Source organism: Rothia sp. CCM 9417, assembly GCF_048513575.1.
GTDB lineage: Bacteria > Actinomycetota > Actinomycetes > Actinomycetales > Micrococcaceae > Rothia.
Window position 1 is genome coordinate 471,129 of the sequence record NZ_JBLXXT010000001.1, and the last position, 23,769, is coordinate 494,897.

The following is a 23,769-nucleotide window of genomic DNA, read 5'->3' on the forward strand; positions in this document are numbered from 1 at the left end:
CGTGCACACCGGCTCTGCAGGTGCGCCGCCCCATACAGGCCTCGGCCTCCTAACCCTGCTTGTAGCACCTTTTGAATCGAGAAGCCTATGCCAGAAATTAACGAAACGTTCGCCCGCTGGAGTGAACTCTTTATGTACCTTGCGGCGCTTACCTACATGTTTGCTTTCATTGCCTTCAGCTGGGATGTTGCCGCTAACTCGCGCATTACCAAACGGCTTGAAGCCGCCCAAGAGTCCAAGAAGGAACTTGTGGGAGCAGGCGTGGGCGGCAAGTCCGCTTCGGTGCCTGCTGCAGTTATCAGCAGTACCGAGCAAGGAACCGGTGCTCGTGGCATGGGCTACCAGCGTGTGGCCGCCGCTAAGATTTCCGCCCATGTGGCAGATTCGGATATGCGCTATGGTAGCGGTGAGCGTCGTCCGGCTGCGCGTGCTGCGGTAGCTATCATGGTGCTGGGCTGCCTTGTTCACGCTGCTGGTGTGGTGACCCGTGGTTTGGCTGCCCACCGGGTTCCCTGGGGCAACATGTACGAGTTTTGCACTACCGGTGCTTTCTTGGTGACTGCTGTGTTCCTGGTGTTCCTGGTTTTCCGTGACCTACGTTTTGTGGGCACCCTGGTTTCGGGGCTGGCCCTCGTGATGATGACAGCGGCCACTATGGGCTTTAATACACCGGTGGGCCAGCTTAAGCCCGCCCTGCAAAGCTACTGGCTGGTTATTCACGTTTCTATTGCGGTGCTGGCCTCTGCGGTCTTTACCATCACTTTTGCCATGGCAGTTCTTCAGCTTGTGCAGACGGCCCGTGAGCGTCAGATTTTGGCCGACCAGGACACCTCATTGACCCGTATGGGCTTTATGCGGTTGATTCCCTCGGCTACCGCGCTGGAAAACTTTGCTTTCCGCTTGAATACCGTGGGTTTTGCGATGTGGACCTTTACTCTAGCTGCTGGTGCTATCTGGGCTGAAAAGGCCTGGGGCCGTTACTGGGGCTGGGACACCAAGGAAGTCTGGACCTTTATTATTTGGGTTGTTTACGCGGCCTACCTGCACGCCCGTGCAACCCGGGGTTGGTCTGGCCCGCCGTCAGCCTGGCTCTCTATTGCTGGCTATCTCTGCATTATCTTCAACTTCACCGTGGTGAACGTCTTCTTCTCTGGCTTGCACTCTTACTCGGGTCTGTAAGCGTTCCTAGGGCTAGGTGCTCAGCGCCGGTCTCTTCTCTGCTGATGGGCAGGGAAGAGGCCGGCTTTTTTGTGGGTTCCCAGGGTAACTCTTGAAATCTATCTAGGTACATGTTCTACTTAGTGATGAAAGGAGCGGACTATGGCAAACAGCATGTACCCCCAGGCTCTGATCAGAGCCACCCTGCCCCTGGCCATCCTGGCCTGCCTTGAAGCCGCACCAGCCCATGGATACGGCCTGGCCCAACACCTCGAGCAGTGGGGGTACGGCAAGCTTAAGGGCGGTTCCCTCTACCCAGCTCTCTCCAAATTAGAAGACGCAGGCTTTGTCACTACTAGCTGGACTCAGGGCGAGAACGGGCCCGCCCGCAGGCTCTACGCCATCACGGGTGCCGGTCACCGCCATCTAGAAGCCCAACGCAGCCGGCTGGCGGAACTGGCCCAGCAACTGGGTGCTCTGCCTGTCGCTCTTGCCACCACTGGCTGAAAGATTTTAAGGAGGAGCTATGGCAAGGACCCCCTACGAAAGACTGACCGAAGAGATCAGGCAGATTAGTGATCTGTCTGAAGATACCGACTGGGTACAGGCCGCCTTCGCCACCCTAGCCACCAACTCCGTCAAAGCCGCAACCAGCGAAAGCGCAGTGCGGGGCGTTATCCGGCAGGTAGAGACAACCGGGCAAAGCCCAGCCCAACTTTACGGCCCGCCGCAGGAATGGGTCGCCCACAAAATTGCGCTCTGGCGCGACAAGGGAACCCAGGTCTTTCTTGAAGACACACCCCTAAGCCTGAAAGAATTTATTGGCTTTGGTCTGTGCCTGGGAGCCTTCTACTCTCTTCTCTTCCTGCTGGTCTTAGCGCTACCGAGCGACCGCCAGGCCGACCCCAAAATAGGGATGCTAGCGGCCCCCCTGCTTCTGGCTTTCCTTACCCTAGGGGTAGGTGCCCTCTACCAGCGGGCCAATAGGCGCTGGGGGTTCGTCAAGGCTCTTACGGCCTGTGCCCTCTTCACGCTCCTTGGCTCTGGGGCAACGGCGGGCGTCTTTGGGTTGCTCGGTGCTAGCAGCACCCGCTATTCCCCCTGGTGGCTCCTACTGATTGCAGCTGTTCTCGGTCTACTGGGAGCCTTAGCCTTCAAACACCTCCCAGAGCCCTCACCGCACACAGCACAGGAGTTGGTGCCCGGTGATGAAGCTGCCTGGCTATCCGTTTTCATCCAGGAACTGCGATCCCGGGGCGATATGACCGAAGCCCGTGCCCGCGAAGAAGCCTACCGCGTGAGAGAACACCTAGCCTTCAGCCAAAGTAGTGCCCTAGAAGAGTTTGGTGATCCCGTTACCTATGCCCGCTCACTGGCCGGGCAAGGCAAGGTCCAGCCCTACCGCAACCTCCTGAGAGCCTCGCTTAGCCTAGGGGCCTGCTGCTTTTGGGCCTACAGCGCTTTTGCCGTCAATGACCCACAGGCTCTTAGCTGGAAACTACCCATCCTATTCCTGCTCGTGATACTGCTGGTCACGGAGGCCCGTAAAAGCTGGCGCGCCTACCATAAGGCCCAGAAGCCCCTGGCCTAGAAAATCAAGCCTAGAAAACCGGCAAAAATGAGGCCCCCGTGGCGACTGCTACGGGGGCTCAAGGTTTATGAGGAACTGCCATCTTCTGGCTTATGGTCGGGGTCCTCGGGATCTTGAGGGGCAGCCCGCTCAGAGTCAGCAGGTTTCTTCAGCCCTTTGCGCTCGCGGTCCTGCTTCTCTCGTCTGGCCCTAGCCTCAAGAAAACGAAGATACTCAGGGTCGTCATCGGGGGCTATCACCGGTTTCTCAACAGGCGCGCCGAAAGAGCCGTACCGTGATTTAGGCGGCCTGCCCAACCAGAACCAGAGCACAGATCCCAGTAAGGGGAACAGAATCAAAACAACCAGCCAGGCCCCCTTAGGTAGGGTTCTTACCAGGCCCCGGTCGCTCTGAGCGGCATCCAGAACAGAAAAAATCCACACGCCCACTAGCAGTGCGGCACCGCCAATAATCAAAATAGCTCTACCCATACCCTCTAGTGTGGCACGTTCCAGCCCGCTAGATGAGCTTGTGCGCTGATAGCGAGGTAAACCGACCGGGCAGGGTAGACTGGGGGAGTGAATTTTTTCAAGTACTCCTTGCTCCGACTCAGTCTTGCGGCTTTAGCTTTCTTCGCCGCCTACTATATTGGGGCGGGCCTTTACCTCTCCGCTATCTGCGGTGTCATCATTGGGTTCGCAATCTGCTACCTTGCCTTCCCCCGCCTGCATGTTGCCGCCGCTGGCGATTTTAACCGTCTGCTCAAGCGCAAGCCCCGTGAGAAGACTACTATCGCTGAAGAAGATCAGGCCGTCGAAGACCAAATCGACGAGGCCAACCGCTCACATCAGAGCCTCTAAAACGCTATCAGGGACGCTCCACCGGGCGTCCCTGATGCGTTGATGGGGTACTTATCTTATGCGGGCTCTGAATCACCAGCTGGCTTTAGTAACCGGTAAAGACCGTAGCCCGCTCCGCGAAGATCTCTAAGGGGTGGAGTATCACCGCTAGGGCAATAAAAATTGAGTAGCAGAGGGCTATAAAGCCCGCCTGCTTGAGCACGGGAATGAGCTGCAGCCCCAGGGCACCGGAGAGCACTACCAGGCAGGAATGAACGACCGGGCCAATCAAAATAAAGGTGAGAACAAACCAGGGATTACTGGGGACCAGCAGAACAGTTAAACCTAAGCCCAGGGCCATCTCCGCTGTGTAGGTCAAGCGTGAAACCCTGTCCCCCAGGCGGACAGCCAGGGTCCTCTTGCCGGCCTCAATGTCGGTGGGTATATCACGGACATTATTGGCCATGAGCAGGGCGCAGGAGAAGAGCCCCATAGCCACGGCACAAACCCAGGCGGTGAGAGTAAGCTGGGCAGTTTGGGTGAACATCGTACCCAGGGTAGCGACCAAACCAAAGTAGATAAAGACAAAGATATCGCCTAGACCCAGGTAGCCGTAGGGGTGCTTGCCGCCGGTATAACCCCAGGCCGCCAGTACCGCAGAAGCACCGATGGCCAGGAACCACCACTGCTGGGAGAGCATGATCAACCCCAGGCCGCTCAGCCCGGCAAGACCGAAGCAGAGGAAGGCCGCCAGCTTGACCTGGTAGGGCTTGGCAACTCCCGATCCGACCAGGCGCAGGGGGCCAACGCGCACCTCGTCTGTTCCTTTAACGCCGTCGGAGTAGTCGTTGGCGTAGTTGACTCCCACCTGTAAGAAAAAGGCCACCAGAAAGGCCAGTAGAGCCCGTTCTGGCCTGAACTCCTTGACTTCGTAGGCGGCGGCGGAGCCAGCAATGATGGGTGCGGCGGCCAGGGGGAGGGTGCGTAGGCGCGCTCCTTCAATCCACTGTGCAACTGTTGCCACTGCTTGCTCCTTGTACTTTATCGGGGTAATTGGCGGGGATAACCCACATAAACACCCTATTATCCCACTTTTTACTGGGCTAGGGGTTTAGCCGGTGAGTGAGGCCCACCGCGTGGCCAGGTTGTCCTTGACTGTTTTCCGGTCGGGTTTGCCCGTGCTGAGGATAGGGAAGCCTTGCGGGAAGAAGTCAATGAGCTTGGGTGCTGAGGCCGGGCCCAGCTGGTGGGCAACCCACTCCATCAGTTCGCTGTCCAGGTTTTCAGGCCGGTGGTTGGCGGCTGAATCGTTTGCTCCGGCTAGGGTCACGGCGGCGGAAATAACCTGACCCCACCGAGGATCGGGGAGCCCAAAGACCAGGGCCTCCTGAACGAGCGGGTGGCTTTCGAGAGCGGCGGCCACCTGCCGGGCACTTGTTTTGATACCACCGGAGATGAGCACGTCGTCGCTTCGCCCCTGCACGGTGAGCCTGCCGGTGGCGGCATCAAAACTACCGAGGTCGTCGGTGCGGTACCAGCGGGTGCCGCTGGGGTCGATGAAAAAGTGTGCGGCTGTGCGCTGGGGGTCCTGCGCGTAGCCGCTGGCAATGGTCGGCCCGCCCAACCAGATTCTGCCGGGTGCGCTGGTATCTTCCGCCGGTTCTATCTGCACGCACACACCGGGCAGGGGGGTAGCCTCGTAGACGCAGCCCCCGGCTGTTTCGGCTGAACCGTAGGTTCTGATAACGGGCAGATGCAGTTGCCGGGCCGTCGCGATCAGCTGGGCGCTGGAGGGGGCACCGCCGAGCAGAACAGCCGAGAAGGAACGCAGGGCGTCCACTGCGGCCTGGCGCAGGGCGACATCCGGTGTTTCAAGCAGCCGGTGGAGCTGGGTCGGCACGAGGGATACCAGCCGCTCGCGGGCAGTGAGCCGCTCTGCACTATCTACAAAGTCGCGGGCACTAAAGCTGGTTCCCTCAGCAATGGAACGGGTGAGTACGGGCCGGGTCCCTGCCAGCACTGAGCGGGCTAGCACCTGGGCACCGGCAACATAGTGGATTGGTAGAGCTAGGAGCCACTGGGCTGAACTGCAGTCGGTTACCCTGCTGGTTGCGTCGGCAGAAGCCTGGAGGGCACCTGCGCAGAGCACAATCTTTTTAGGCCGACCGGTAGAGCCGCTGGTGGCTACGACAAGCGCCGGAGCGGTTTGGTCTTGATCTCCACAGGCAAAGGCCTTATCGAAGAGGGCTAGGGAACGCTCCACCTGTTCCTCTACTGCACAGATTGGTGCCCCATCCATCATGACGGCGGAGCCCGGGCTGGGTAGGGGCGGTGCGGGTAGGGGGGTGAGCTGGTGTGTGTGCATGATGTTCTCCAGTTTACGCCTGGGCAGTGAGTGGCTCTTAGCCCAATCCGCTTGATAGTGTTGTGGGTAACAGTAATGCTAGGGGTGGCCCCTGGCAGAAGAAAGGAAAATAGTGTTTTCTATTGGTGCTGGTGAGGTCTTTGCCTTGCTAATCCAGCTAGCGTTCTTTGGGTTGGTCTTTTGGGCCATGCTGGTTTTCCACAAGAAGAACAAAGCTGAGATTCGGGTAATTCGTAAGCGACTAGGCTTGGGACGGGACCTTGATGCTAGGGGAGGTAAGTAGCCATGAGCCTGATTCTTGCAGACGCGACTAACCCGCTGGTACCCACTACTGGTGAACTGGTTATCACTATTGTTGGCCTGGTCTACCTGGCGGCTGAGCTGGCTCTTTTTGTTTTCTCCATCGTGGTGCTCTTGACTTGGGTGCGCAAGAATAAGCTGCGCGTCATTGAGCTGGAATTTGAAGAACAGGCCATCGACCGCCGCCGCGCTCAGGGTGGGCAAGAGGCAGAGTAGCTGTTCCCTCTTGCTGACCGACATGCGGAGGCCCCCTTTCAGTTGCGCGAGAGAAACCGCGCAGGTGGAAGGAATACAGCGAAAATACGTGAACGCATTCTTGATGATAAGGGAATAATCCTTGCTCGGGAGCCTCAAAACATAAGCAAAGGGCATCCCTGCACCCGATAGATGCTTGTACCCCCCAACTCTGTGCTCCTAAGAAAAGGAGCCTGGGCCAACAGCAAATACTGCTTTATCTCCAGGGGTTTAATGGTTTGAATTTATATCACATAATTATTGAACGCCGGTAGTTCTAGGAGGGCCTGGTGGGAAATGAAATTGATAATCGAATTGTGTTTCTGGTTGGAAACGGTTTTGATATATTTGCTCTTAAACATGTAGGGAGTAAGTGTGCCACCTCTTTTGAGTCATTCTATTATTTTTTAAAAATGAGTAATTTTAATGAAGAAAATTTACTTCTTGAAAAATGGAGGGCTTGAAAGATGATGGTACACCAAATTGGGGTGACTTCGAATCGGCACTAGAAATTGTATATGATGAAAGGACTTCCTGTGTTGGACGGCTTGAGGAAGGCCTGAATGAAATACAGATTCAGTTTTCAATTTTTTTTAAACTTCGTTGTTAATGACCATGTTTTAGAGTCGATAAACAAGCTAGCTGGAGATAATCAATGTGGATATTAAACTTACGGAGGTTTTTGGGCGACCTAAGCTGTATCAAGCTTGATTCTCTGGGTTTTACCAGGAACGCAAGTAATCATCAGAAATTAAAGTTTGATATTTTTTAACTTTAACTATACTTCGTTGCTCGATAATTTCCTGTGCCTGGGAAAAGCAATTTGACCCTCATCCCTCTGCAACTGTCGAAAATAACTTTAAGTTCTCCCCGAATCCTAGAGGTTTGAATCTATCCACTGCCTTGTAAAAGCCGAGTTTTGGTGCGTCCATCTGATTTTTCGTTGAGGCTATTCGTAGTGGTACCTGACTGCCGCGATTCTGATGGTGTCGTCAACGATTTTATAAACCAGCCTGTGCTCCTCTGTGATTCTGCGGGACCAGTACCCCGAAAGATTATTGCGCAGAGCTTCCGGCTTGCCAATGCCCTCATTGCCATTGCGCTGAATATCTTTGAGCAAGGCGTTGATCCGTTTAAGCACCCTACGGTCCTGGGCCTGCCACCACAAGTAATCTTCCCAGGCGCTCTCACTCCACAACAGTTTCATAGGTTCGCTAACCTTCTGCAAGGGTATGAGTTTTGCCCTGGCCAGACTCAAGCTCCTCAATTGAGTTAAGTAAGCGGCGTGCATTGGCGGGGGAACGCAAAAGATAAGCTGTTTCCTTGAGAGACTCGTACTCGGCCAGGGAAAGAATTACGGCAGGTTCGCGCCCAGCGCGGGTAATGATTACTTCTTCACGGTCATCAACCACAGAATCAAGTACCTGGGCGTATCTAGAACGTGATTCTGTGTAGGTCATAGTTTTCATAAAATCCTCCTGTACAGGAAACTGTACCTATGCTGAGCCTATTCGACAAGGTAAAGTGCGCAAAGAAATACGGGGTTTCCTTCCAATTGCGCGAGAAAGCCGCGCATTCGAAAGGAAACCCCGCATCTGGGTAAAACCGGTGGGGAAGAGAATCCTAGAAGTAGTAGGGGTAGCTTTCCCAGTCAGGATCGCGCTTCTCTAAGAAGGCGTCGCGGCCCTCTACCGCCTCATCGGTCATGTAAGCCATACGGGTTGCCTCACCGGCAAAGACCTGCTGGCCCACCATGCCGTCATCGGGCAGGTTAAAGGCGAACTTGAGCATACGGATAGCCTGCGGCGACTGGCGGGCAATATGCGCCGCGTACTCCAGGCCCTTCTTCTCTAACTCAGCGTGCGGCACTACCTCGTTCACCGCACCCATTTCGTACATACGCTGGGCATCGTACTCCTTGGCCAGGAAGAAAATCTCGCGCGCAAACTTCTGGCCCACCTGCCGCGCCAATAGTGCCGAGCCGTAACCCGCATCAAAAGAGCCCACGGTTGCGTCGGTCTGCTTGAACTTACCGTACTCCTCGGAGGCAATGGTCAGGTCCGCGACCACGTGCAGGGAGTGGCCACCTCCTGCCGCCCAGCCGGAGACCAGGGCAATGACCACCTTGGGCATGGTACGAATCAGGCGCTGGACCTCCAGAATATGCAGGCGGCCCGCGCGGGCAGGGTCGATGGAGTCGCGAGTCTCGCCCTCGGCGTAGCGGTAGCCATCGCGGCCGCGAATACGCTGGTCCCCGCCGGAGCAGAAGGCCCAGCCGCCGTCCTTGGGTGAGGGGCCGTTACCGGTCAAAAGTACGGTGCCCACGGTGGAGGTCATGCGGGCGTGATCCAGTACCCGGTAGAGCTCATCAACGGTGTGTGGGCGGAAGGCGTTGCGGACCTCGGGGCGGTCAAAGGCGATCCGTACGGTGGGAAGGTCCCGCACAATTTCGCCGGTAGTCTTGCGTTCTACCTGCCGGTGGTAGGTGATGTCTGTAAGGTCTTCAAAGCCCTCGACCAGTCGCCAGGAGTGGGGGTCAAAAATATCGGAAACTTGTACGGGAAGTTGGTTAGTCATGCCACCAGTTTACCCAGGCAAGTACAGAAACAGACGCACGGTGGCAGGCAAGCTGGTTGGGGGCTGGAATACATTGCCCAGCGAGTGTGAGCGAGCCGGGCAAGAGGGGCGCTTGCCACTGCTGTACCTGCTGTTAGGAATGGACATAAAACCGCCCCGCTCTCCTTGCCTTGGGGCAGATAGCGGGGCGGTCTTATCTCTTGGCTGAGGCGCTTGTTAGCGAGTAAGTTCCACGGCGCGGTCGAACTCTTGGTTGATTTCCTGGGCCTGAACGGAGTCACCCTTGTAGGTGGCTATCGAGATCAGGTAGGCCACGAGCAGGTTAATCAGGAAGCCGGGGACAATCTCATACATGTAACCGGAGAGGGTGTCGTTGTAACCCCAGATGAAGACGGTTGCTGTACCTGCCAGCATACCGGCAACCGCACCGGCGACAGTCAGCTTACGCCAGTAGAGGCAAAGCAGGACGATGGGGCCAAAGGCGGCACCGAAGCCGGCCCAGGCGAAGGACACCAGGGACAGGACCGACGAATCCGGGTTCCAGGCCAGGGCGGCGGCAATGAGAGCAACAGCTAAAACAGCACCGCGGCCCAGCCACAGCCCCTTGGAAGCGGAGAGCTCCTTGCCCTTGCTGGTGAGTTTGTAGAGGTCCTCAGCCAGCGCTGAGGAGCAGACAACTAGCTGGGAAGACAGGGTAGACATGATGGCAGCGAGAACGGCGGCCAAAACAAAACCTGCGAGCAGGGGGTGCAGGAGATACTGGGACATATCCAAAAAGACTGATTCAGCGTTTTTGGTGTCGGTTAGCTGAGCCTCAGGGTGACGGGCAAAGTAGGCGATACCGATCAGACCGGCGCTCATAGCACCGATAATTGTCGCTAGCATCCAGGAGATTCCGATACGGCGGCCGGCGCGGGCATCAGCTACGGTGCGCAGACCCATAAAGCGCACGATAATGTGGGGCTGCCCGAAGTAGCCCAGGCCCCAGGCCATGGAGGAGAGAATACCCAGCAGACTGGTGCCGGCAAAGAGCGAAAGAGCCGTGGGATTGACGGACTCGATGGTGGTTTCTAGGCCCGAGAAGCCGCCCACATAGAAGAGCGCCATGATAGGTAGAACAATGAGCGCTACGAGCATGAGCAGACCCTGAACCATGTCGGTGTAGGTGGCACCCAGGAAGCCACCAAAGAGCGTGTAGAGCATGGTAATGCCTGCCACCAGCACCATGCCGGTGTGGTAGTTGCCCCCAAAGGTGGACTGGAAGAAAACACCACCGGCCACCATGCCAGAGGACACGTAGAAAGTGAAGAAGATCAGGATAACCACTGCAGAGAAGATGCGGATGGCCCCGTAGGGGTCGCGCAGACGGTTATGGAAGAAGCTGGGGACGGTCACGGAGTTCCGCGATACTTCGGTGTAGCTCCGCAGACGGGGAGCAACAAATTTCCAGTTGAGCCAGGCACCTATGGTCAGGCCGACTGCAATCCAGGCTTCTGCCAGGCCAGTGATGTAGAGCGCGCCGGGCAGTCCCATGAGTAGCCAGCCGGACATGTCTGAGGCTCCGGCTGAGAGGGCGGCGGCTGTTGGGGAGAGGGAGCGACCGCCGAGAACATAGTCATCGAGGTTGTTGTTTTTGGTTTTGGCCCAGATGCCGATGCCAATCATGGCGGCAAAGTAGATGGCCAGGGCCACCAACTGGTAGGTGGTGTTGCTCATGAGCTCCTCTTGGATGTTACGCGCTCCCATAGAGGCCAGCCATAGTTACAGCGGCGGTGGGGCACTGGTGTGGGTATGGTCAGGTGACAAGTACCCTTGTGAGGTTACTTGAAACTAGGTCAAACCTAAGATTTTAGCCTGTGGGTTAGCTTACACCTTATAGGTCATTTTGACACTTTCTACTGGAGGTTCCCATGCTTTCGAATCTGTGATGACCAGCCTTGAGCTGGGCTTAGCAATTCCTCATTTAGGATGTGCTATGTCCGTTGACGGCGGCGCTAAGGGCGATCGCCAAGCGGTTGGTGCGCCATACAATGTAGGCCCCGGAGGCCGCCACCAGCAGAATCCCCAGGTAGGACCAGGGGGTGAGTATCTCACCGAGCAAGACAGTTCCTACTGCGGCTCCGACTACCGGGTCGATAGAGAAGAGGACGCCAATAACGGCGGCACTGGTTAGCTGGCCGGCGATATTATCGGCTGAGTAGGCCAGCGCCACACCTATAATGGCGGAGAGCGCCAGCTTGAAGCAGGTGCCACTGTCGAGTTCTGGCACAGCGGGAAGCGAGAGGGGGAGCATGAGCATGGCAGATAAAGCTAGGGACAGAGCCGTGCCCTTGAGTCCGCTGGTGGCTGGTGATGCGGAACCCAACCGCGCCGAATAGAGAGTGTAGCCTGCCATGGCAGTTGCCGCTCCTAGCGCCCAGATGAAGCCCAGGGGGTGATAGCCACCTGCTAGCGTGGGACCGGCAATCAGGACTACACCGACTAGGGCGACCAGGGCAAAGACCCCGTCGCGGAGCCTCCTTACTCCTAGAAGAGCTACCGTGAAAGCACCTAGGTACTCAAAGGTGACAGCAACCCCTAAAGGGATGTAGTGCACAGCATTATAAAAGCAGACGCTCATGAGGCTTAGGACTAGAGCGTACACCAGTACCTGACAGGCATCCTTTTTACCCAGGGCCAGGGGATTAGGGCGCACCAAGACCCAGAGAACAACCGCCGCAATGAGGGTACGGAGGGCCGCCACCCTGCTGGCCCCCAGGCTCTCAAAGAGAGGGGATACGATAGCTGCCGATATTTGGATTCCCAGCGAGCCGGTTAAAATCAGCAGGAAGGCAGCCGTACCCCGGTGTTCGGCGGGGATACGCTCATGCAGGCTTTTGGGGTTCTGAACTATTGGGTTACTCATAGGCTTTATAGGCAGCAGGTACTTTCCAGGAGGGGATCAACCACGATCCAGGGGGCCCGGCCAATCTTGTCCGGTGAAAAGACGCTGAGCATTTCAGCGGCGCTTTCAGGCAGATGCGGGGTGCTGGTATTACCGCCTGAAGCAGTGATCGGGGGGAGCGGGATAGAGCCCGAAATCATCCGTAGAATCTCAGCCTGGCTTACCCCAGCTGCCTGTAACTGGGCAAGGGTGACAGCGCCATCCCGCTTAGCTAGCCTCTTGCCTTGGGTGTTTAGGGCTAGTGGCACATGCGCGTAGGTGGGCACCCCAAGGCCTAGCAGGGTTGCCAGGTAGGCCTGTCGGGGCGCACTGGAGAGCAGATCATCGCCTCGCACCACCTGGGTCACACCCTGATAGTCGTCATCGACAACGCAGACCAGGTTATAAGCGTAGGTGCCGTCATTACGCACCAGCACGAAATCGTCTACAGCGTCGGTATAACTCCCCGCGAAGTAATCGGTGACGGTGAAAGAATCAGTGTGCGCTCGCAGACGAAGGGCGGCCGGTCGTTGGGCGCGGCGGGCGGCGCGTTCGCTTTCAGTCAGCTTGCGGCAGGTGCCGGGGTAAGCGCCCGGTGCACCGTGAGGAGCTGAGGAAGCCTCTTGGATTTCGCGGCGGGTGCAGAAACACTCATAGACCAGACCTTCCGCTAGTAGCTTCTCCACAGCGGCCCGGTAGGCCGGTAGTCGTGTGCTCTGGTAGAGGGTCTTACCGTCCCAGTCAATGCCTAGGGCAGTGAGGTCGGCAAGCTGGCCTTCAGCAGCCCCTGCCTTAACCCGGTCGAGGTCTTCAACGCGCATGACAAACCTGCCCCCGGCTGAGCGAGCGAATAACCAGGCCAGGAGGGCCGTGCGGAGGTTCCCCAGGTGCAGGTCACCCGATGGTGAGGGCGCATAGCGACCGCAGGGAGGGAGGGTGTCGGGGTGTGTTTGAGGCATGCAACCAGTGTAGCTGGGACAGGGCCATCCTGCGCTTCTAGGGGGAAATAGGGGCCTCTTAGGGTCTCATGTCTCAGAATCGGGCATAAATCACTGTGGTGAATATGTGACAAAAGATTGCGCTGACATGGCTAGGTAGTTTCACGTAGGGGAGTGTGTCAAGAAATAAGCCCCTCAGAAGCTAATAAAGGGGGAGCGACCTTCAGAATTCAAGTACCTTAGAGAGTATGGCTAGAACTATTGAAATTGCCGATGGTATCTATCAGATCTCAACGGACAACTACCGGCTGAACTCGGGGCTCATTGTGGGAACCGAGAAAGCACTCGTGGTTGAAACCGGTGCAGGCCCACGTCAGGGCGCGGAGATTCTGCGAGCGGTGCGCCGGGTGACTGACCTCCCTCTGGTAGTCGTTAACACCCATGCCCACTTCGACCGTTTTATGGGCAATGCTGTGTTTAAAGCCGACGGTGTGGACGATTTTTGGGCTCACCCCCGAGCGGCCCGCGCTATTGAGGCCTATGGTGATCGCCAGCGTCTTTATGTTGAGGTCCTGGAGCCGGAGATGGCGCACGATCAGGGCCCCAACACCGAACTTGTGACTCCCAACCGTTTGCTCCCCGGTGACGGTAACCGCCCGGCTTTTACCCGTGTTGAGCTCGGTGAGCGCGCGGTAACTCTTATGTATCTGGGTCTTGCCCATACCGACGGTGACGTGCTGGTGGGTGTGGACGATGTCCTCTTCACCGGTGATCTGGTAGAGCAGGGCTCTGATCCTGCCTTTGACGATTCTTACCCTCAACACTGGGTGCGCACGCTGAGAACCCTTGCTGGTTTGGACCGTTACCGGATTTTTGTTCCGGGTCACGGTAATCCCGTGGAGAGTTCCTTTATTGAGCGTATGGCTAGCACTATGGAAGATGCTATCCAAAGCATCGCTGACTCTGCCCTGAAAAAGGTTAAGGGTGCTACTACAGCTTCTATGTACCAGCTACCGTACTCGGGGGGCTCCACCCGTATTTTGCTGGATCGTCTGCTCAAACTTGAGGCTTTTGAGGCTCAGGGTCAGGGCCTTTCTGAGGCTACCTTCCAGGAGAATGTCGCTAGTGGTCTGACCGGACCTATTACTCTGGGCCGGGGTTAGGCTTTTAGCCTCAGAGGCCGGCAGAACCTGCACAGAAATAGCTTGATAGACGGATGGCCGCCCAAAGGGCGGCCATCCGTCTTATTCAGGTATAGAAATTTTTAGTAGGCCCATACCCGCTTGTAGGCGCTACGTTGCTTATTCTGTGGGCGGAGCAGGGCAACCTGGATGCAGGTGGTAAAGGCTGCCACCGAAGCGATGAGGCAGAGCGCTGCCATAAAGGCTGAACCGGGAATCGGGTTGGTGTAGGTGACCCAATAGAGGGCGGCGGCGCAAAAACCAACAAAGAACCCTGAAATGGAGAGCAGCGGGACCAGGATGAGACCTGAACGCTGGGTGTTGCTCATGTCGAGTTCTTCGGAGCGCATGAACCGCAGTATCACAAGGCCGAGGACTCCCCAGAGCCCGGTCAGGGTGATAGCTGTTATGACATCACCGGGGCGGTGCCAGCCGTTGATGACGGTTGAATAACCTGCTGCTACGGTGAAGCACATGCTCAGGAGGGCAACAGTGGGCCGGAACCGTTTAGGCGAGGCCAGGAAGAGCGCTAGACCGGAGGCTGCCGCAAAGGTTGTGTGACCTGACGGGGCAGAGTTAATGAGGGCTTCCTGGATGCCCAGGTCAGGTTTGACGATGATGTAATTTTTGAGCACTTGGCTTGAGAGGTTAGCGCCCAAGGCCATGCCCAGGCCTACGAGCGCCGGGAGGAAACGGTGCTTCCAGACCAGTACAAAGAGGATGCCAACGGCCGCAATAATTCCCGCTGCGGCCGGGATGGAGTCGAGTAGGCTGGATGTCTGGTCGGTGTAGGTCATGAACTGGTAGGAAAACTCCTGGAAGGAGACTTCATCGAGTTCTTGGCCAATGGATGTCCCGACGAAGAAGAAGAAAGCGGCAACCATGAGGAAGAAGAGGGTTCCGGCGGCAAAGAAGTGCTGGATGAGGGTCCAGAGGGAGGGCCTGGTCTGCCTGATATGTGACGGGGTGAGCATCTGGAGTCGGCCGGAGGGTGAGTTCTCGCCTGCATGTGCTTCGACCGGCTGGCCGGGTACCCCCAGCATGTGGGGCGGTAGCGGCTGGGCCTGCTGGTAGGAGCGGGCGGGCGCAGTGTGAGCCGGGGCATAGAGGGGCCGGGGCTGGCGCTGGGCAGTCAAGGGGGCTTGCCGCGCCGTTGGAGTTTGCTGGGCTACCGGGCGTTCTTGGGCGTTACTTGTTGCTGCGCGTGCTGCGCGTTCCTGCCTGACCCGCTCAGCTGTCTGCATTGCTTTTGCTTTTGCAGTGGCTAAACCAGTTTTGGCGGCGTTTATTCCCTGTAAACCGCTTTCTTGCAGTTTGGTTTTGAGCTCATCGCGTTTGAGTGGCACGGTAGGGTCAGCCATGGCGGGGGCTACTGGGCGGCTTGAGGGAAGAACAAGGGTCGCATCGGGATCAAAGGTTCCGAGAGGGGCGGTAGGTGCACTATCTTGGGAGCTCTGGGGCGCTGTTTGCTGGGCGGATACCGGTAGCACAACTGTCGCGTCTGCATCCTCTACGGCGGTAGGGCCCTTATGGGAGGTGGGGGCGGAAAGAAGCATGGTGGGGTCTTGGCCCTCTGGCTGCGGCACCACACGGGTGGTTACGGTGGGAGTAGCCAGCACCTCGGTAGCATCGTCGGGGACGCCTGAGATAGCCCGGGTGTCTCGCTCTTTAAAACTCACAGTAAACCCCAACTACCTTTCTGCCGCCTGTTAGGTACCTTCACGAGCCTATCAAGCAAAATACACTGAAACGAGTCCAAATAAATAAATTCATTGAGTGCTCGAGCTTGAGCTCGCTATATCATTCTGCCAAACTCAGATGGGACTTTCCTGGGAGAAAGCCTAAGGTTTGGGTGGCAATTTAACCCTCAAAATTTTAGCAGTCCTGGGTTGGAGCATGGAGCCAATGCTCGGAGTAGATTAGAGCCTATGACAGCATCGCTACCGCTTACCTCCTTGACCCTGCCCCCGATCAATGAGATTTTAGCCAACACCAGGGTCCTTGCCCTTCCTATGAAGGTGAGGTTCCGGGGGCTTGAGGTCCGTGAGACCGCTCTGATTCAGGGGCCGGCGGGCTGGGGGGAGTTCGCTCCCTTCACGGAATACGAACCTGCTGAGGCTGCCTCCTGGCTTGCCTCTGCACTTGAGGCTGCCTGGTTGCCCTACCCCGATGCCCGCCGAAATAGTATCCCTCTCAACGCTACGGTTCCTGCTGTTGACGCTCAGGCTGTTGAAAGTGTGCTGGCTCGCTATTGCGGGGAGGTTCGTGAGGTCAAAATTAAGGTGGCCGAAGCCGGCCTAGCCTTTGAAGAATCTCTAGCCCAAGACCTTAACCGGGTGAAAGCGGTTGGCCGGGTTCTGCCTCAGGCGCGCCTAAAAGTGGATGCAAACGGTGGGTGGACCGAGGCGCAGGCAGTTCACGCTCTCATGGAACTGGAGGATTATGACCTGCTGTACGCGGAGCAGCCAACGCCCGGCATCGAGAGTCTGGCCAGGGTGAGAGAAGAACTGCGACGGCGTGGAAATGGCGTGCGGATTGCCGCCGATGAGGCGGTCCGCAAAGCCGATGATCCGCTCACTGTAGCGCGACTAGGAGCTGCAGACCTGCTGGTCATTAAGGCCGCTCCTCTGGGTGGGGTTCGCCGTTCGCTGGAGATCGTGCGCCGGGCAGGCCTACCCGTTGTTGTCTCTTCGGCTCTGGAAAGTTCGGTGGGCATTCGTACTGGGGCGGCTCTGGCGGCGGCCCTGCCGGAGCTACCTTTTGGCTGCGGTTTGGGGACGGTGTCGCTGTTCAAGCAGGACGTTTCTGCTTTCCCCCTCGTGGCAGTGAACGGTAATCTTCCCTTACCTACTGTAGAACCCGATGACGGTCTGCTCGATCAGCTTCTAGCACCACCGGATCGCCAGCGCTGGTGGCATGAACGTATTTTTGCCTGCTACCGACTTTTGGAAAGAGAGAGCCCAAGCTAAGTATTGGCACAAGTGAGTAAGATGGTGGGGTGACTTCCGCCCCAGCGCCCTCATTTATCACCGCAATCAGCGTGCTCGATACCCTGATCCGTTCAGGTATGCGGCATGTTCTTATCTGCCCAGGTTCTCGTTCTGCGCCTTTAGCCTATGCTGTGGGGGCGCTAGCCGATGCCGGAGTTCTTGAAGCCCATGTGCGAATCGATGAACGCTCAGCGGCCTTTACGGCCCTGGGCTTAGCAAAGGCCACCGGTCAAGCTGTGGGACTAATAACCACCAGTGGTACTGCGGTAGGGGAGTGCCTACCCGCCCTCATGGAGGCCTACCATTCGGGCCTCCCCCTTGCTCTACTGTCGGCGGATCGACCCGCCCACCTCCAGGGCACAGGGGCCAACCAAACTACCCGACAAGCTGGGCTGGCGCCGGCCCACACGCGTGCCAGTCTCACCCTGGAAAACTATTCGGCTGACCCTGCTGATCCCCAAAGCGGCGACCTTAATCGGGCGCTAGCGGCCTTGACCGGGCGGAGTGAAAGTAACTGGAATCTCCCAGCAGGCCAACCCCGTGGGCCGGTGCAGATTAACCTGGCCTTTGATACTCCGCTCACCCCAGGCCCTACCGAGCAAGAGATGCTACGGCGTTGGGCGCACAGTCTCGTGCCGCTTGCACAGCAGGGAGTGCGGCTGCTCCCCGAAAACCCAGACCTTTCTGCCCTGAGCTGGCCCCGTTCAGCCCAACTGCCTGAATATAGTTACCCTACCGTTGTGATCGCCGGGGACGGGGCGGGGCCTCTGGCTCAAATTTTTGCTCAAAAATTGGGACTACCGCTTCTAGCCGAACCGTCCTCCCAGGCTAGGTTCTCGTCGGTTGCTGTACCCGCCTACCGCCAGCTACTAGCTGGAGAGTTGGCAGGTTCCATCGAGCGGGCTGTCATCTTTGGGCATCCCACACTCTCACGTCCTGTTGCCGCCCTGATGGCCAATTCAGGTCTTGAAAGAGCACTTTATGCTCCGGTTCCTGCACCCTGGCATGAGCCTGGAGCCCTTGATCTGCACCTGGTACCTACCCTCCAGGGTTTGGCAGAATTTGCTGGGCAAGCTCCCGCTGGCTGGTTAGAGGGCTGGTTAGAAAAGGGCAAAATACAGGAAGAAGAACTCCACCAGCGGGTAGCAGCTTACCGGGCAGGCACCTATAGAGGGGATTTAAGCGACTCGGCTGACCGCACAGCTGCTCTTTCTACGGCCCTTGATACCTGGGAGAAATGCCTTTCTGATGATGCCGTTCTGGTCTTAGGTTCCTCTAATCTGATTCGAGACCTAGACCTGATTGCTCCCTCTGCGGCTTCGAGCCCACTCGTTTTTGCTCAACGCGGGTTAGCGGGTATTGATGGCACTCTGGCAGTTGCTGCTGGTATTTCTTTGGGGCTGGGGCGGAAGGTGCGTGTGCTCTTGGGCGACCTGACCTTCCTGCACGATGTCGGCTCGCTTAACATTGGCCCCTTGGAACGTAAGCCCGATGTTGAGGTGCTGGTCTACGATGACCGGGGCGGCGGTATTTTCTCTACCCTGGAACATGGGACCCTTGCCGCAGATTCCCGCTACACTGCAACCGTTCAGCGGTTTTTTACGACTCCACACACCGCAAATCTGCAGGCGCTAGCCGGAGCCTGGGGAGATAACGGGTTTAGTCTACGGGTCGTTACCCCCTAGAGCCGCTCAGACAGCAGAGAAAAGTCGGGGTCCACACTGACTGGTGCGGACCCCGGCATTTGTTTCTACCGCTGGGTGAGCAGGAGCTTAGGCTTCGTGGGCCCAGGGGGCTAAAGTATCAGCCTGTTCATCATCGGTGCCCGACTGATCGGGGTGGCGTGACAGGTGAACCAGAGCGGTAGCTAGCCCGCCCCAGATGAGTGCGATAGCAACAATGAGCATGATGATTGCTGATGAGCTCATAATTATTTACCTCCCTGGGCGGTTACGTTCTTGACGGTAGCATCAACGTGGTCATGCACAACCTTGCCACCGGAGATCGGGGGAGCAGGGGGAGTGAGCGCCGCACGCGAGGTCTTTGACCAAGGCAACATCGACAGGATGACAGCTGCTACAAGAAGAGCAATGACCATGCCCCAGCCGAAGATGTTGAGCATCTGGTCAGGGTAGCCACCGTAGGGTTCCTTCATCAGACCCATAAAGGTGTTGATCAGTGAATAGCCCAAGATGATGGGTGTGATAACTGCCAGCAGTAGCATCCACAGGCGACCCATCCTCCAGGAGGAACGCTCATTGAGGTGATTGCGCAGAATGGGCAGGCCGCGGAGCAGGTAGGCCACTACAATGATGGAGACCAGGCCTGCTGCCAGAATACCGAACTGATTGACAAAGTTATCGAGAATATCCAGAACGTAGAGGCCCGAGGTGGTTGCCATCAGCACCGTTGAAATAAGAGCGATAGGTGCAATCACAAACAGGGTGGAGCGGACACGGCCCAGATTGAACTTATCTTCAACGCCCGCAACAATAACCTCGATAATTGAAATCATGGAGGTAAAGCCTGCAAAGAGCAGGGAGCCGAAGAAGAGCACACCAATGAAGGTACCACCGGGGGCCTGAGAGATGATGGTAGGGAAGGCGATAAAAGCCAGGCCGATGCCGGAGGTCGCCACCTCAGAGACTGAGGTTCCAGCTGCGGTTGCCATAAAACCAAGGGCTGCGAAAACGCCAATGCCTGCCAGGAGTTCGAAAGACGAGTTAGCAAAACCAACGACAGCACCGGTACCGGTCAGGTCGGTCTTGTTCTTGAGGTAGGAGGCGTAGGTAATCATGATGCCAAAGCCGATGGAGAGCGAGAAGAAGATCTGGCCGTAAGCTGCAACCCATACTTCGGGCTTGGTGAGGGCACCCCAATCCGGTGTGAAGAGAGCGTCCAGGCCGGTCATAGCGCCATTGAGGGTCAGTGAGTAGCCCACTAGCACGATAAACATAATAATCAGGACGGGGATAAAGAAGAGGTTAGCCAGACCGACACCTTTCTGCACGCCCAAGGACATAATGACTGCGAGCAGGACCCAAATCACCACAATGGGAATCAAGATCCCGGGTACGAAGTCAAAGGTGAGGCCGGCGGGGTCAGCTACCTGGAGGACCTCAGAGAAGAGGAAGGTCTGGGGGTCATCACCCCAGGCGTGATCAAAGGAGTAGAACAGGTAGCGGGCCGCCCATGCCAGAATCGCCGCGTAGTAGATAGCGATAATGAAGTTGATGCCCATGTGCCACCAGCCGATGAACTCAGTCTTGCGGTTCAGACGGCGGAAAGCCAGGGGGGAGGAGGCACGTGCCCGGTGGCCGATGACGTAGTCGAAGAAGAGGAAGGGTAGGCCTGCGGTCAGCAGAGCAACCAGGTAGGGGATCATGAAGGCACCGCCGCCGTTATCGTAGGCAACGTAGGGGAAGCGCCAGATGTTACCGAGGCCAACGGCGGAACCGATGGCGGCAAAGATAAAGACCTTACGGCTGGAGAAGCCTTCTCGTTTTTGAGGCGCTGAGGTCTTGGTCGTACTCATGTGAGTGTCCCTCGCTCATGGATAGAAACTAAAACTGCACCTGCTAGAGGCGCAACCGGTGGTGTGAACACTGGTGCCGGGGGTGGTGGCTGGTTCATGAGGAATCCGCTAAGAGGTGACGCGGTGGCTTCGGAGCGGGGTGGGCTCCTGGCAGAATCCTGTTAATCTTTCTTGTAGTATCTTCGAAGAGCGGACAAGTGCGCGAAAAAATCTCAGATAGTGGAAGTTTTCGGGCTATAAATTAAGCCCGGCCATGTATCTTAGCCGGGCTTATAAAATTTTGCCGTGACGCGGTATAGCTTCTAGGAGTCTCGGTGCACAACGGCGTGAGCAAAGGACTTGAGTGCTTCCTTAATAACCGTATCGGGTAGCGGCTCGATAGCGGCGATTGCATCATCGGCCCACCGGTAGGCGATATCCCAGGCTTCTTGGGTGACCGGGTGGGCTGAGAGCGCGGCTACGGCCTGGGCTAGAGCCTCGTCGCTGGTAAGGTCCCCCTCAATTAATTGCTGGATACGCTGGGCTTCTTGGTCACCTGCTAATGCTGCCCGTTCAAGCAGAATGGTGGGTAGGGTTGGTACACCTTCACGCAAATCGGTGCCCGGGGTTTTGCCCGATGACTTACCCGAGCTGGTTACGTCGATGACATCGTCGGCAAGCTGGAAGGCTACGCCTACCAGTTCACCGTAGCGGGCCAGCATCTGGATAAGGGACTCGGGGGAGTCTGAAAGGATGGTGCCGTAGGAACCTGCGGCGGCAATCAGGGAGCCGGTCTTGCCCTCAATGACCTTGATGTAGTGGTTGAGGATATCCTCATGTTTCTCGGGGCCGGTGGTTTCAAAGAGCTGGCCGAGCACGAGGCGCTCAAAGGTCTGAGCCTGAACAGCTAGGGCGCGCCCGCCCAGTTCGGAAACTATAAGCGAAGCGCGGGAGAAAATGAGGTCACCGGTCAGAATAGCTACCGAGTTACCCCAGATATTCTGGGCCGTGTCTACCCCGCGGCGTTTGGGGGCATCGTCCATGACATCGTCGTGGTAGAGGGTAGCCAGGTGCGTTAGTTCAACAACCACGGCCGCATCCAGTACCCGGTCGTTGATGCCGCCGCCAGCTTCTGCTGCCAGAAGGGTCAGGAGGGGGCGAATCCGCTTGCCGCCGGCGGAGAGTAGGTGGCGGGAAGCAACATCTGCCAGGTGGTTTGTTTGATTAACCGAGCGTTCAAGCCGCTGCTCAATTTCGGTGAGAGCCTCAAGGATCTTGGGGCCCAGTTCAGCGTCCTGCGCGATGAGTTCAAAGCCTTTAGGCAGACTGAAATCAGCCTCTGGCATGAATGCTTCTGCGCTCACGGGGGAGCTGGTGGAGTCAGTCACGATGATTTTTCACACTTCTTGGGTCGTACACTATCGGCCGGGGGCCGTGCTCGGGCTGCTATTAGTCTACCTGGTCTAGGCTTGGGGCTTGTATGCACGGTGTAGAGCGACGATACCGCCGGTGAGGTTGCGGTAGCGAACATCCTGCCAACCGGCTTCGGCAAAGTGGCGGGCCAGTTCGTCCTGGTTGGGCCAGGCCAGAATTGACTCTGCTAGGTATTCGTAGCTTTCGGGGTTGGAGGATACCTTGCGCGCGATGGGCGGAATCAGTTTCATGATGTAGTTCCGGTAAAGGGTGCGGAAGGGGCCGAAGGTGGGGGTGGAGAATTCGTTGATGACGATTCGACCGCCGGGTTTGGTGACTCGGTAGAGTTCCCGCAGTGCCTTGGGGTAGTCGGCGACGTTGCGTAGACCGTAAGACATGGTGACGGCGTCAAACTCGTTATCAGTAAAGGGGAGGGCCGTGACATCAGCCTGCACGAATTCGATGTCGGGGCGGCGGCGCCTGCCTACGGCGATCATTCCTTCGGAAAGGTCGGCGGCAATGACGGTTACGCCGGCATCGGCAAAAGGCTCAGATGAGGTGCCGGTACCTGCGGCTACGTCGAGGACTTTCTGGCCGGGGCGGGCATGGACAGCGGCCACGGTCTGCTTACGCCAGTAGAGGTGCTGCCCCAGTGACATAATGCCGTTCATGAGGTCGTAGCGTTCAGCCACCTGGTCGAACATGGAGGCGATATCGGTGGTCTTTTTGTTAAGGTCTGCTCGGTTCACCCTAGCTATTTTGTCACGTTTAGGGCAAAAGCTCATATTGGTGAGCGATGAAACACCATTATGAATAATCATGCAGATGTTTGCATTTTTAATCATTCGGGGGCAGAATGAACTTCAACGCTAACCCACTTACACACCGTATGAATGAGGTAACCAACCATGAAGAAGGCGCCCTTGGCACTTGCCGCTACTGCCCTGCTCCTAACCGCCTGTGGCTCATCAGGTACTTCCGCCACAACTGAGTCCGGGGTATCCCTGATCTCTGAGGGTAAACTCACCGTCTGCACTAACCCTCCCTACGCCCCCTTCGAGTACGAAGAAAACGGCAAAATTGTTGGTCTTGACGCTGACATTGCCGCCGCTATCGCCTCAGACCTGGCTGTAGAAGCCGAAATGTACACCACCAGCTTCGAGGGGATCCAGTCAGGTGTTGCGCTCTCCTCCGGTCAGTGCGATATCGCGCTTTCCGGTATCACTGTGACCGATGAGCGCAAAACCGTCATGAACTTCACCTCCTCGTACGTCGATGACAATCTAGCAATCCTGGTGCCCGCCGATTCTTCTATCACCGGTGAAGCTGACCTGTCAGGCCGTAAGGTCGGCGTCCAGCAGGCCACCAGCGGTGAGAAGTACGCCAAGGACGCCGGCGCTGACACCGTCCAGTATGAGGACAACGGTCTGCTCCTTCAGGCCCTGCAGACCGGCCAGGTCGATGCCGTGGTCGGTAACATTACTGTTCTGTCTGAAATGCTGACCGCAGATAGCAGCCTCAAAGTAGCTCAGGAGATTGAGACCAACGAAAAGATTGCTGCCGCTGTCTCCACCGAAAACACTGCACTGCTGGACTCTGCCAATGCGACTCTGAAGAAGATGCAAGACGACGGCCGCCTAGCTGACTTGCGGGAAAAGTACCTGGGTCTTTCCCAGTAAGTAGCCGCTTTTGCGGTAGCTACCTTCTAAGAAACCGGGGGTGGGCTCAGAGGAGCCTGCCCCCAGCACGTAACCGAGGATGAGAACC

General features: G+C 57.2%; 25 protein-coding genes. 11 read left to right on the forward strand and 14 right to left on the reverse strand.

Annotation, left to right across the window (positions count from 1 at the left end):
* The first annotated feature begins 87 nt into the window (after nt 1-87).
* The 3 genes from ccsB to ACN082_RS02135 all read left to right on the forward strand — a co-directional run bounded on the left by ccsB (nt 88) and on the right by ACN082_RS02135 (nt 2,749).
* Nucleotides 88-1,179, forward strand: a complete 1,092-nt coding sequence (ccsB, locus tag ACN082_RS02125; RefSeq protein WP_419099198.1) for a c-type cytochrome biogenesis protein CcsB — start codon at nt 88-90, stop codon at nt 1,177-1,179.
* A gap of 141 nt (nt 1,180-1,320) precedes the next feature.
* The gene (locus ACN082_RS02130) at nt 1,321-1,665 is read left to right on the forward strand and encodes a PadR family transcriptional regulator (RefSeq protein WP_419099199.1); all 345 of its coding nucleotides are present in this window, start codon (nt 1,321-1,323) and stop codon (nt 1,663-1,665) included.
* Nucleotides 1,666-1,684: 19 nt separating this feature from the next.
* On the forward strand, nt 1,685-2,749 hold the full coding sequence (locus ACN082_RS02135; RefSeq protein ID WP_419099200.1) for a hypothetical protein: 1,065 nt from the start codon (nt 1,685-1,687) through the stop codon (nt 2,747-2,749).
* Nucleotides 2,750-2,814: 65 nt separating this feature from the next.
* On the opposite strand, the gene ACN082_RS02140 is transcribed toward ACN082_RS02135, so the two are convergent.
* On the reverse strand, nt 2,815-3,219 hold the full coding sequence (locus tag ACN082_RS02140) for a PLD nuclease N-terminal domain-containing protein (protein ID WP_419099201.1): 405 nt from the start codon (nt 3,217-3,219) through the stop codon (nt 2,815-2,817).
* 87 nt (nt 3,220-3,306) lie between these two features.
* On the opposite strand from ACN082_RS02140, the gene ACN082_RS02145 reads away from it, so the two are divergent.
* Nucleotides 3,307-3,588 carry a hypothetical protein gene (locus tag ACN082_RS02145; RefSeq protein WP_419099202.1) on the forward strand — a complete coding sequence of 94 codons (282 nt, stop codon included), beginning with the start codon at nt 3,307-3,309 and terminating at the stop codon, nt 3,586-3,588.
* Nucleotides 3,589-3,673: 85 nt separating this feature from the next.
* On the opposite strand, the gene ACN082_RS02150 is transcribed toward ACN082_RS02145, so the two are convergent.
* On the reverse strand, nt 3,674-4,591 hold the full coding sequence (locus ACN082_RS02150; RefSeq protein WP_419099203.1) for a 1,4-dihydroxy-2-naphthoate polyprenyltransferase: 918 nt from the start codon (nt 4,589-4,591) through the stop codon (nt 3,674-3,676).
* Between the two features lie 87 nt (nt 4,592-4,678).
* A complete protein-coding gene (locus ACN082_RS02155; RefSeq protein ID WP_419099204.1) occupies nt 4,679-5,932 on the reverse strand; it encodes an AMP-binding protein in 1,254 nt (417 codons plus the stop codon).
* Between the two features lie 112 nt (nt 5,933-6,044).
* Here ACN082_RS02155 and ACN082_RS02160 point away from each other — a divergent pair, with 112 nt between their 5' ends.
* From ACN082_RS02160 to ACN082_RS02170, 3 genes are all read left to right on the forward strand, one after another.
* Nucleotides 6,045-6,215 carry a hypothetical protein gene (locus ACN082_RS02160; protein ID WP_419099205.1) on the forward strand — a complete coding sequence of 57 codons (171 nt, stop codon included), beginning with the start codon at nt 6,045-6,047 and terminating at the stop codon, nt 6,213-6,215.
* Nucleotides 6,216-6,217: 2 nt separating this feature from the next.
* Nucleotides 6,218-6,448 (forward strand): hypothetical protein, encoded by a 231-nt coding sequence (locus tag ACN082_RS02165; protein WP_419099206.1) that lies wholly within the window; start codon nt 6,218-6,220, stop codon nt 6,446-6,448.
* A 308-nt stretch (nt 6,449-6,756) separates the two neighbouring features.
* Nucleotides 6,757-6,930 (forward strand): hypothetical protein, encoded by a 174-nt coding sequence (locus tag ACN082_RS02170; RefSeq protein WP_419099207.1) that lies wholly within the window; start codon nt 6,757-6,759, stop codon nt 6,928-6,930.
* A gap of 485 nt (nt 6,931-7,415) precedes the next feature.
* On the opposite strand, the gene ACN082_RS02175 is transcribed toward ACN082_RS02170, so the two are convergent.
* The 6 genes from ACN082_RS02175 to gluQRS all read right to left on the reverse strand — a co-directional run bounded on the left by ACN082_RS02175 (nt 7,416) and on the right by gluQRS (nt 12,925).
* A complete protein-coding gene (locus tag ACN082_RS02175) occupies nt 7,416-7,673 on the reverse strand; it encodes a Txe/YoeB family addiction module toxin (RefSeq protein ID WP_419099208.1) in 258 nt (85 codons plus the stop codon).
* Between the two features lie 7 nt (nt 7,674-7,680).
* On the reverse strand, nt 7,681-7,935 hold the full coding sequence (locus ACN082_RS02180) for a type II toxin-antitoxin system Phd/YefM family antitoxin (protein WP_419099209.1): 255 nt from the start codon (nt 7,933-7,935) through the stop codon (nt 7,681-7,683).
* Nucleotides 7,936-8,089: 154 nt separating this feature from the next.
* A complete protein-coding gene (locus ACN082_RS02185; RefSeq protein WP_419099210.1) occupies nt 8,090-9,043 on the reverse strand; it encodes a 1,4-dihydroxy-2-naphthoyl-CoA synthase in 954 nt (317 codons plus the stop codon).
* A 216-nt stretch (nt 9,044-9,259) separates the two neighbouring features.
* Nucleotides 9,260-10,759, reverse strand: coding sequence for a sodium/proline symporter PutP (gene putP, locus ACN082_RS02190; protein ID WP_419099211.1), 1,500 nt, complete (start codon nt 10,757-10,759; stop codon nt 9,260-9,262).
* A 247-nt stretch (nt 10,760-11,006) separates the two neighbouring features.
* Nucleotides 11,007-11,948: an EamA family transporter gene (locus tag ACN082_RS02195; protein ID WP_419099212.1), complete on the reverse strand. Its 942-nt coding sequence runs from the start codon at nt 11,946-11,948 to the stop codon at nt 11,007-11,009.
* Nucleotides 11,949-11,953: 5 nt separating this feature from the next.
* A complete protein-coding gene (gene gluQRS, locus ACN082_RS02200) occupies nt 11,954-12,925 on the reverse strand; it encodes a tRNA glutamyl-Q(34) synthetase GluQRS (RefSeq protein ID WP_419099213.1) in 972 nt (323 codons plus the stop codon).
* Nucleotides 12,926-13,152: 227 nt separating this feature from the next.
* On the opposite strand from gluQRS, the gene ACN082_RS02205 reads away from it, so the two are divergent.
* Nucleotides 13,153-14,067, forward strand: a complete 915-nt coding sequence (locus ACN082_RS02205) for an MBL fold metallo-hydrolase (protein WP_419099214.1) — start codon at nt 13,153-13,155, stop codon at nt 14,065-14,067.
* Nucleotides 14,068-14,168: 101 nt separating this feature from the next.
* Here the strand turns inward: ACN082_RS02205 and ACN082_RS02210 are convergent, their stop codons facing one another.
* The gene (locus tag ACN082_RS02210; protein ID WP_419099215.1) at nt 14,169-15,764 is read right to left on the reverse strand and encodes a phosphatase PAP2 family protein; all 1,596 of its coding nucleotides are present in this window, start codon (nt 15,762-15,764) and stop codon (nt 14,169-14,171) included.
* A 249-nt stretch (nt 15,765-16,013) separates the two neighbouring features.
* On the opposite strand from ACN082_RS02210, the gene ACN082_RS02215 reads away from it, so the two are divergent.
* A complete protein-coding gene (locus ACN082_RS02215; RefSeq protein ID WP_419099216.1) occupies nt 16,014-17,054 on the forward strand; it encodes an o-succinylbenzoate synthase in 1,041 nt (346 codons plus the stop codon).
* Nucleotides 17,055-17,083: 29 nt separating this feature from the next.
* Nucleotides 17,084-18,760, forward strand: coding sequence for a 2-succinyl-5-enolpyruvyl-6-hydroxy-3-cyclohexene-1-carboxylic-acid synthase (gene menD, locus ACN082_RS02220; protein WP_419099217.1), 1,677 nt, complete (start codon nt 17,084-17,086; stop codon nt 18,758-18,760).
* Nucleotides 18,761-18,847: 87 nt separating this feature from the next.
* Here the strand turns inward: menD and ACN082_RS02225 are convergent, their stop codons facing one another.
* The 4 genes from ACN082_RS02225 to ACN082_RS02240 form a co-directional block, all read right to left on the reverse strand.
* Nucleotides 18,848-19,003, reverse strand: a complete 156-nt coding sequence (locus ACN082_RS02225; protein WP_419099218.1) for a methionine/alanine import family NSS transporter small subunit — start codon at nt 19,001-19,003, stop codon at nt 18,848-18,850.
* Nucleotides 19,004-19,005: 2 nt separating this feature from the next.
* Entirely contained in the window at nt 19,006-20,610 is a 1,605-nt protein-coding gene (locus ACN082_RS02230) for a sodium-dependent transporter (RefSeq protein ID WP_419099219.1), read from the reverse strand.
* Nucleotides 20,611-20,912: 302 nt separating this feature from the next.
* The gene (locus ACN082_RS02235) at nt 20,913-21,935 is read right to left on the reverse strand and encodes a polyprenyl synthetase family protein (RefSeq protein WP_419099448.1); all 1,023 of its coding nucleotides are present in this window, start codon (nt 21,933-21,935) and stop codon (nt 20,913-20,915) included.
* Between the two features lie 117 nt (nt 21,936-22,052).
* Complete coding sequence (locus ACN082_RS02240; RefSeq protein WP_419099449.1) at nt 22,053-22,787, reverse strand: demethylmenaquinone methyltransferase; 735 nt, start codon at nt 22,785-22,787, stop codon at nt 22,053-22,055.
* A gap of 123 nt (nt 22,788-22,910) precedes the next feature.
* Here ACN082_RS02240 and ACN082_RS02245 point away from each other — a divergent pair, with 123 nt between their 5' ends.
* The gene (locus ACN082_RS02245) at nt 22,911-23,681 is read left to right on the forward strand and encodes an ABC transporter substrate-binding protein (protein WP_419099220.1); all 771 of its coding nucleotides are present in this window, start codon (nt 22,911-22,913) and stop codon (nt 23,679-23,681) included.
* The last annotated feature ends 88 nt before the right edge of the window (nt 23,682-23,769 follow it).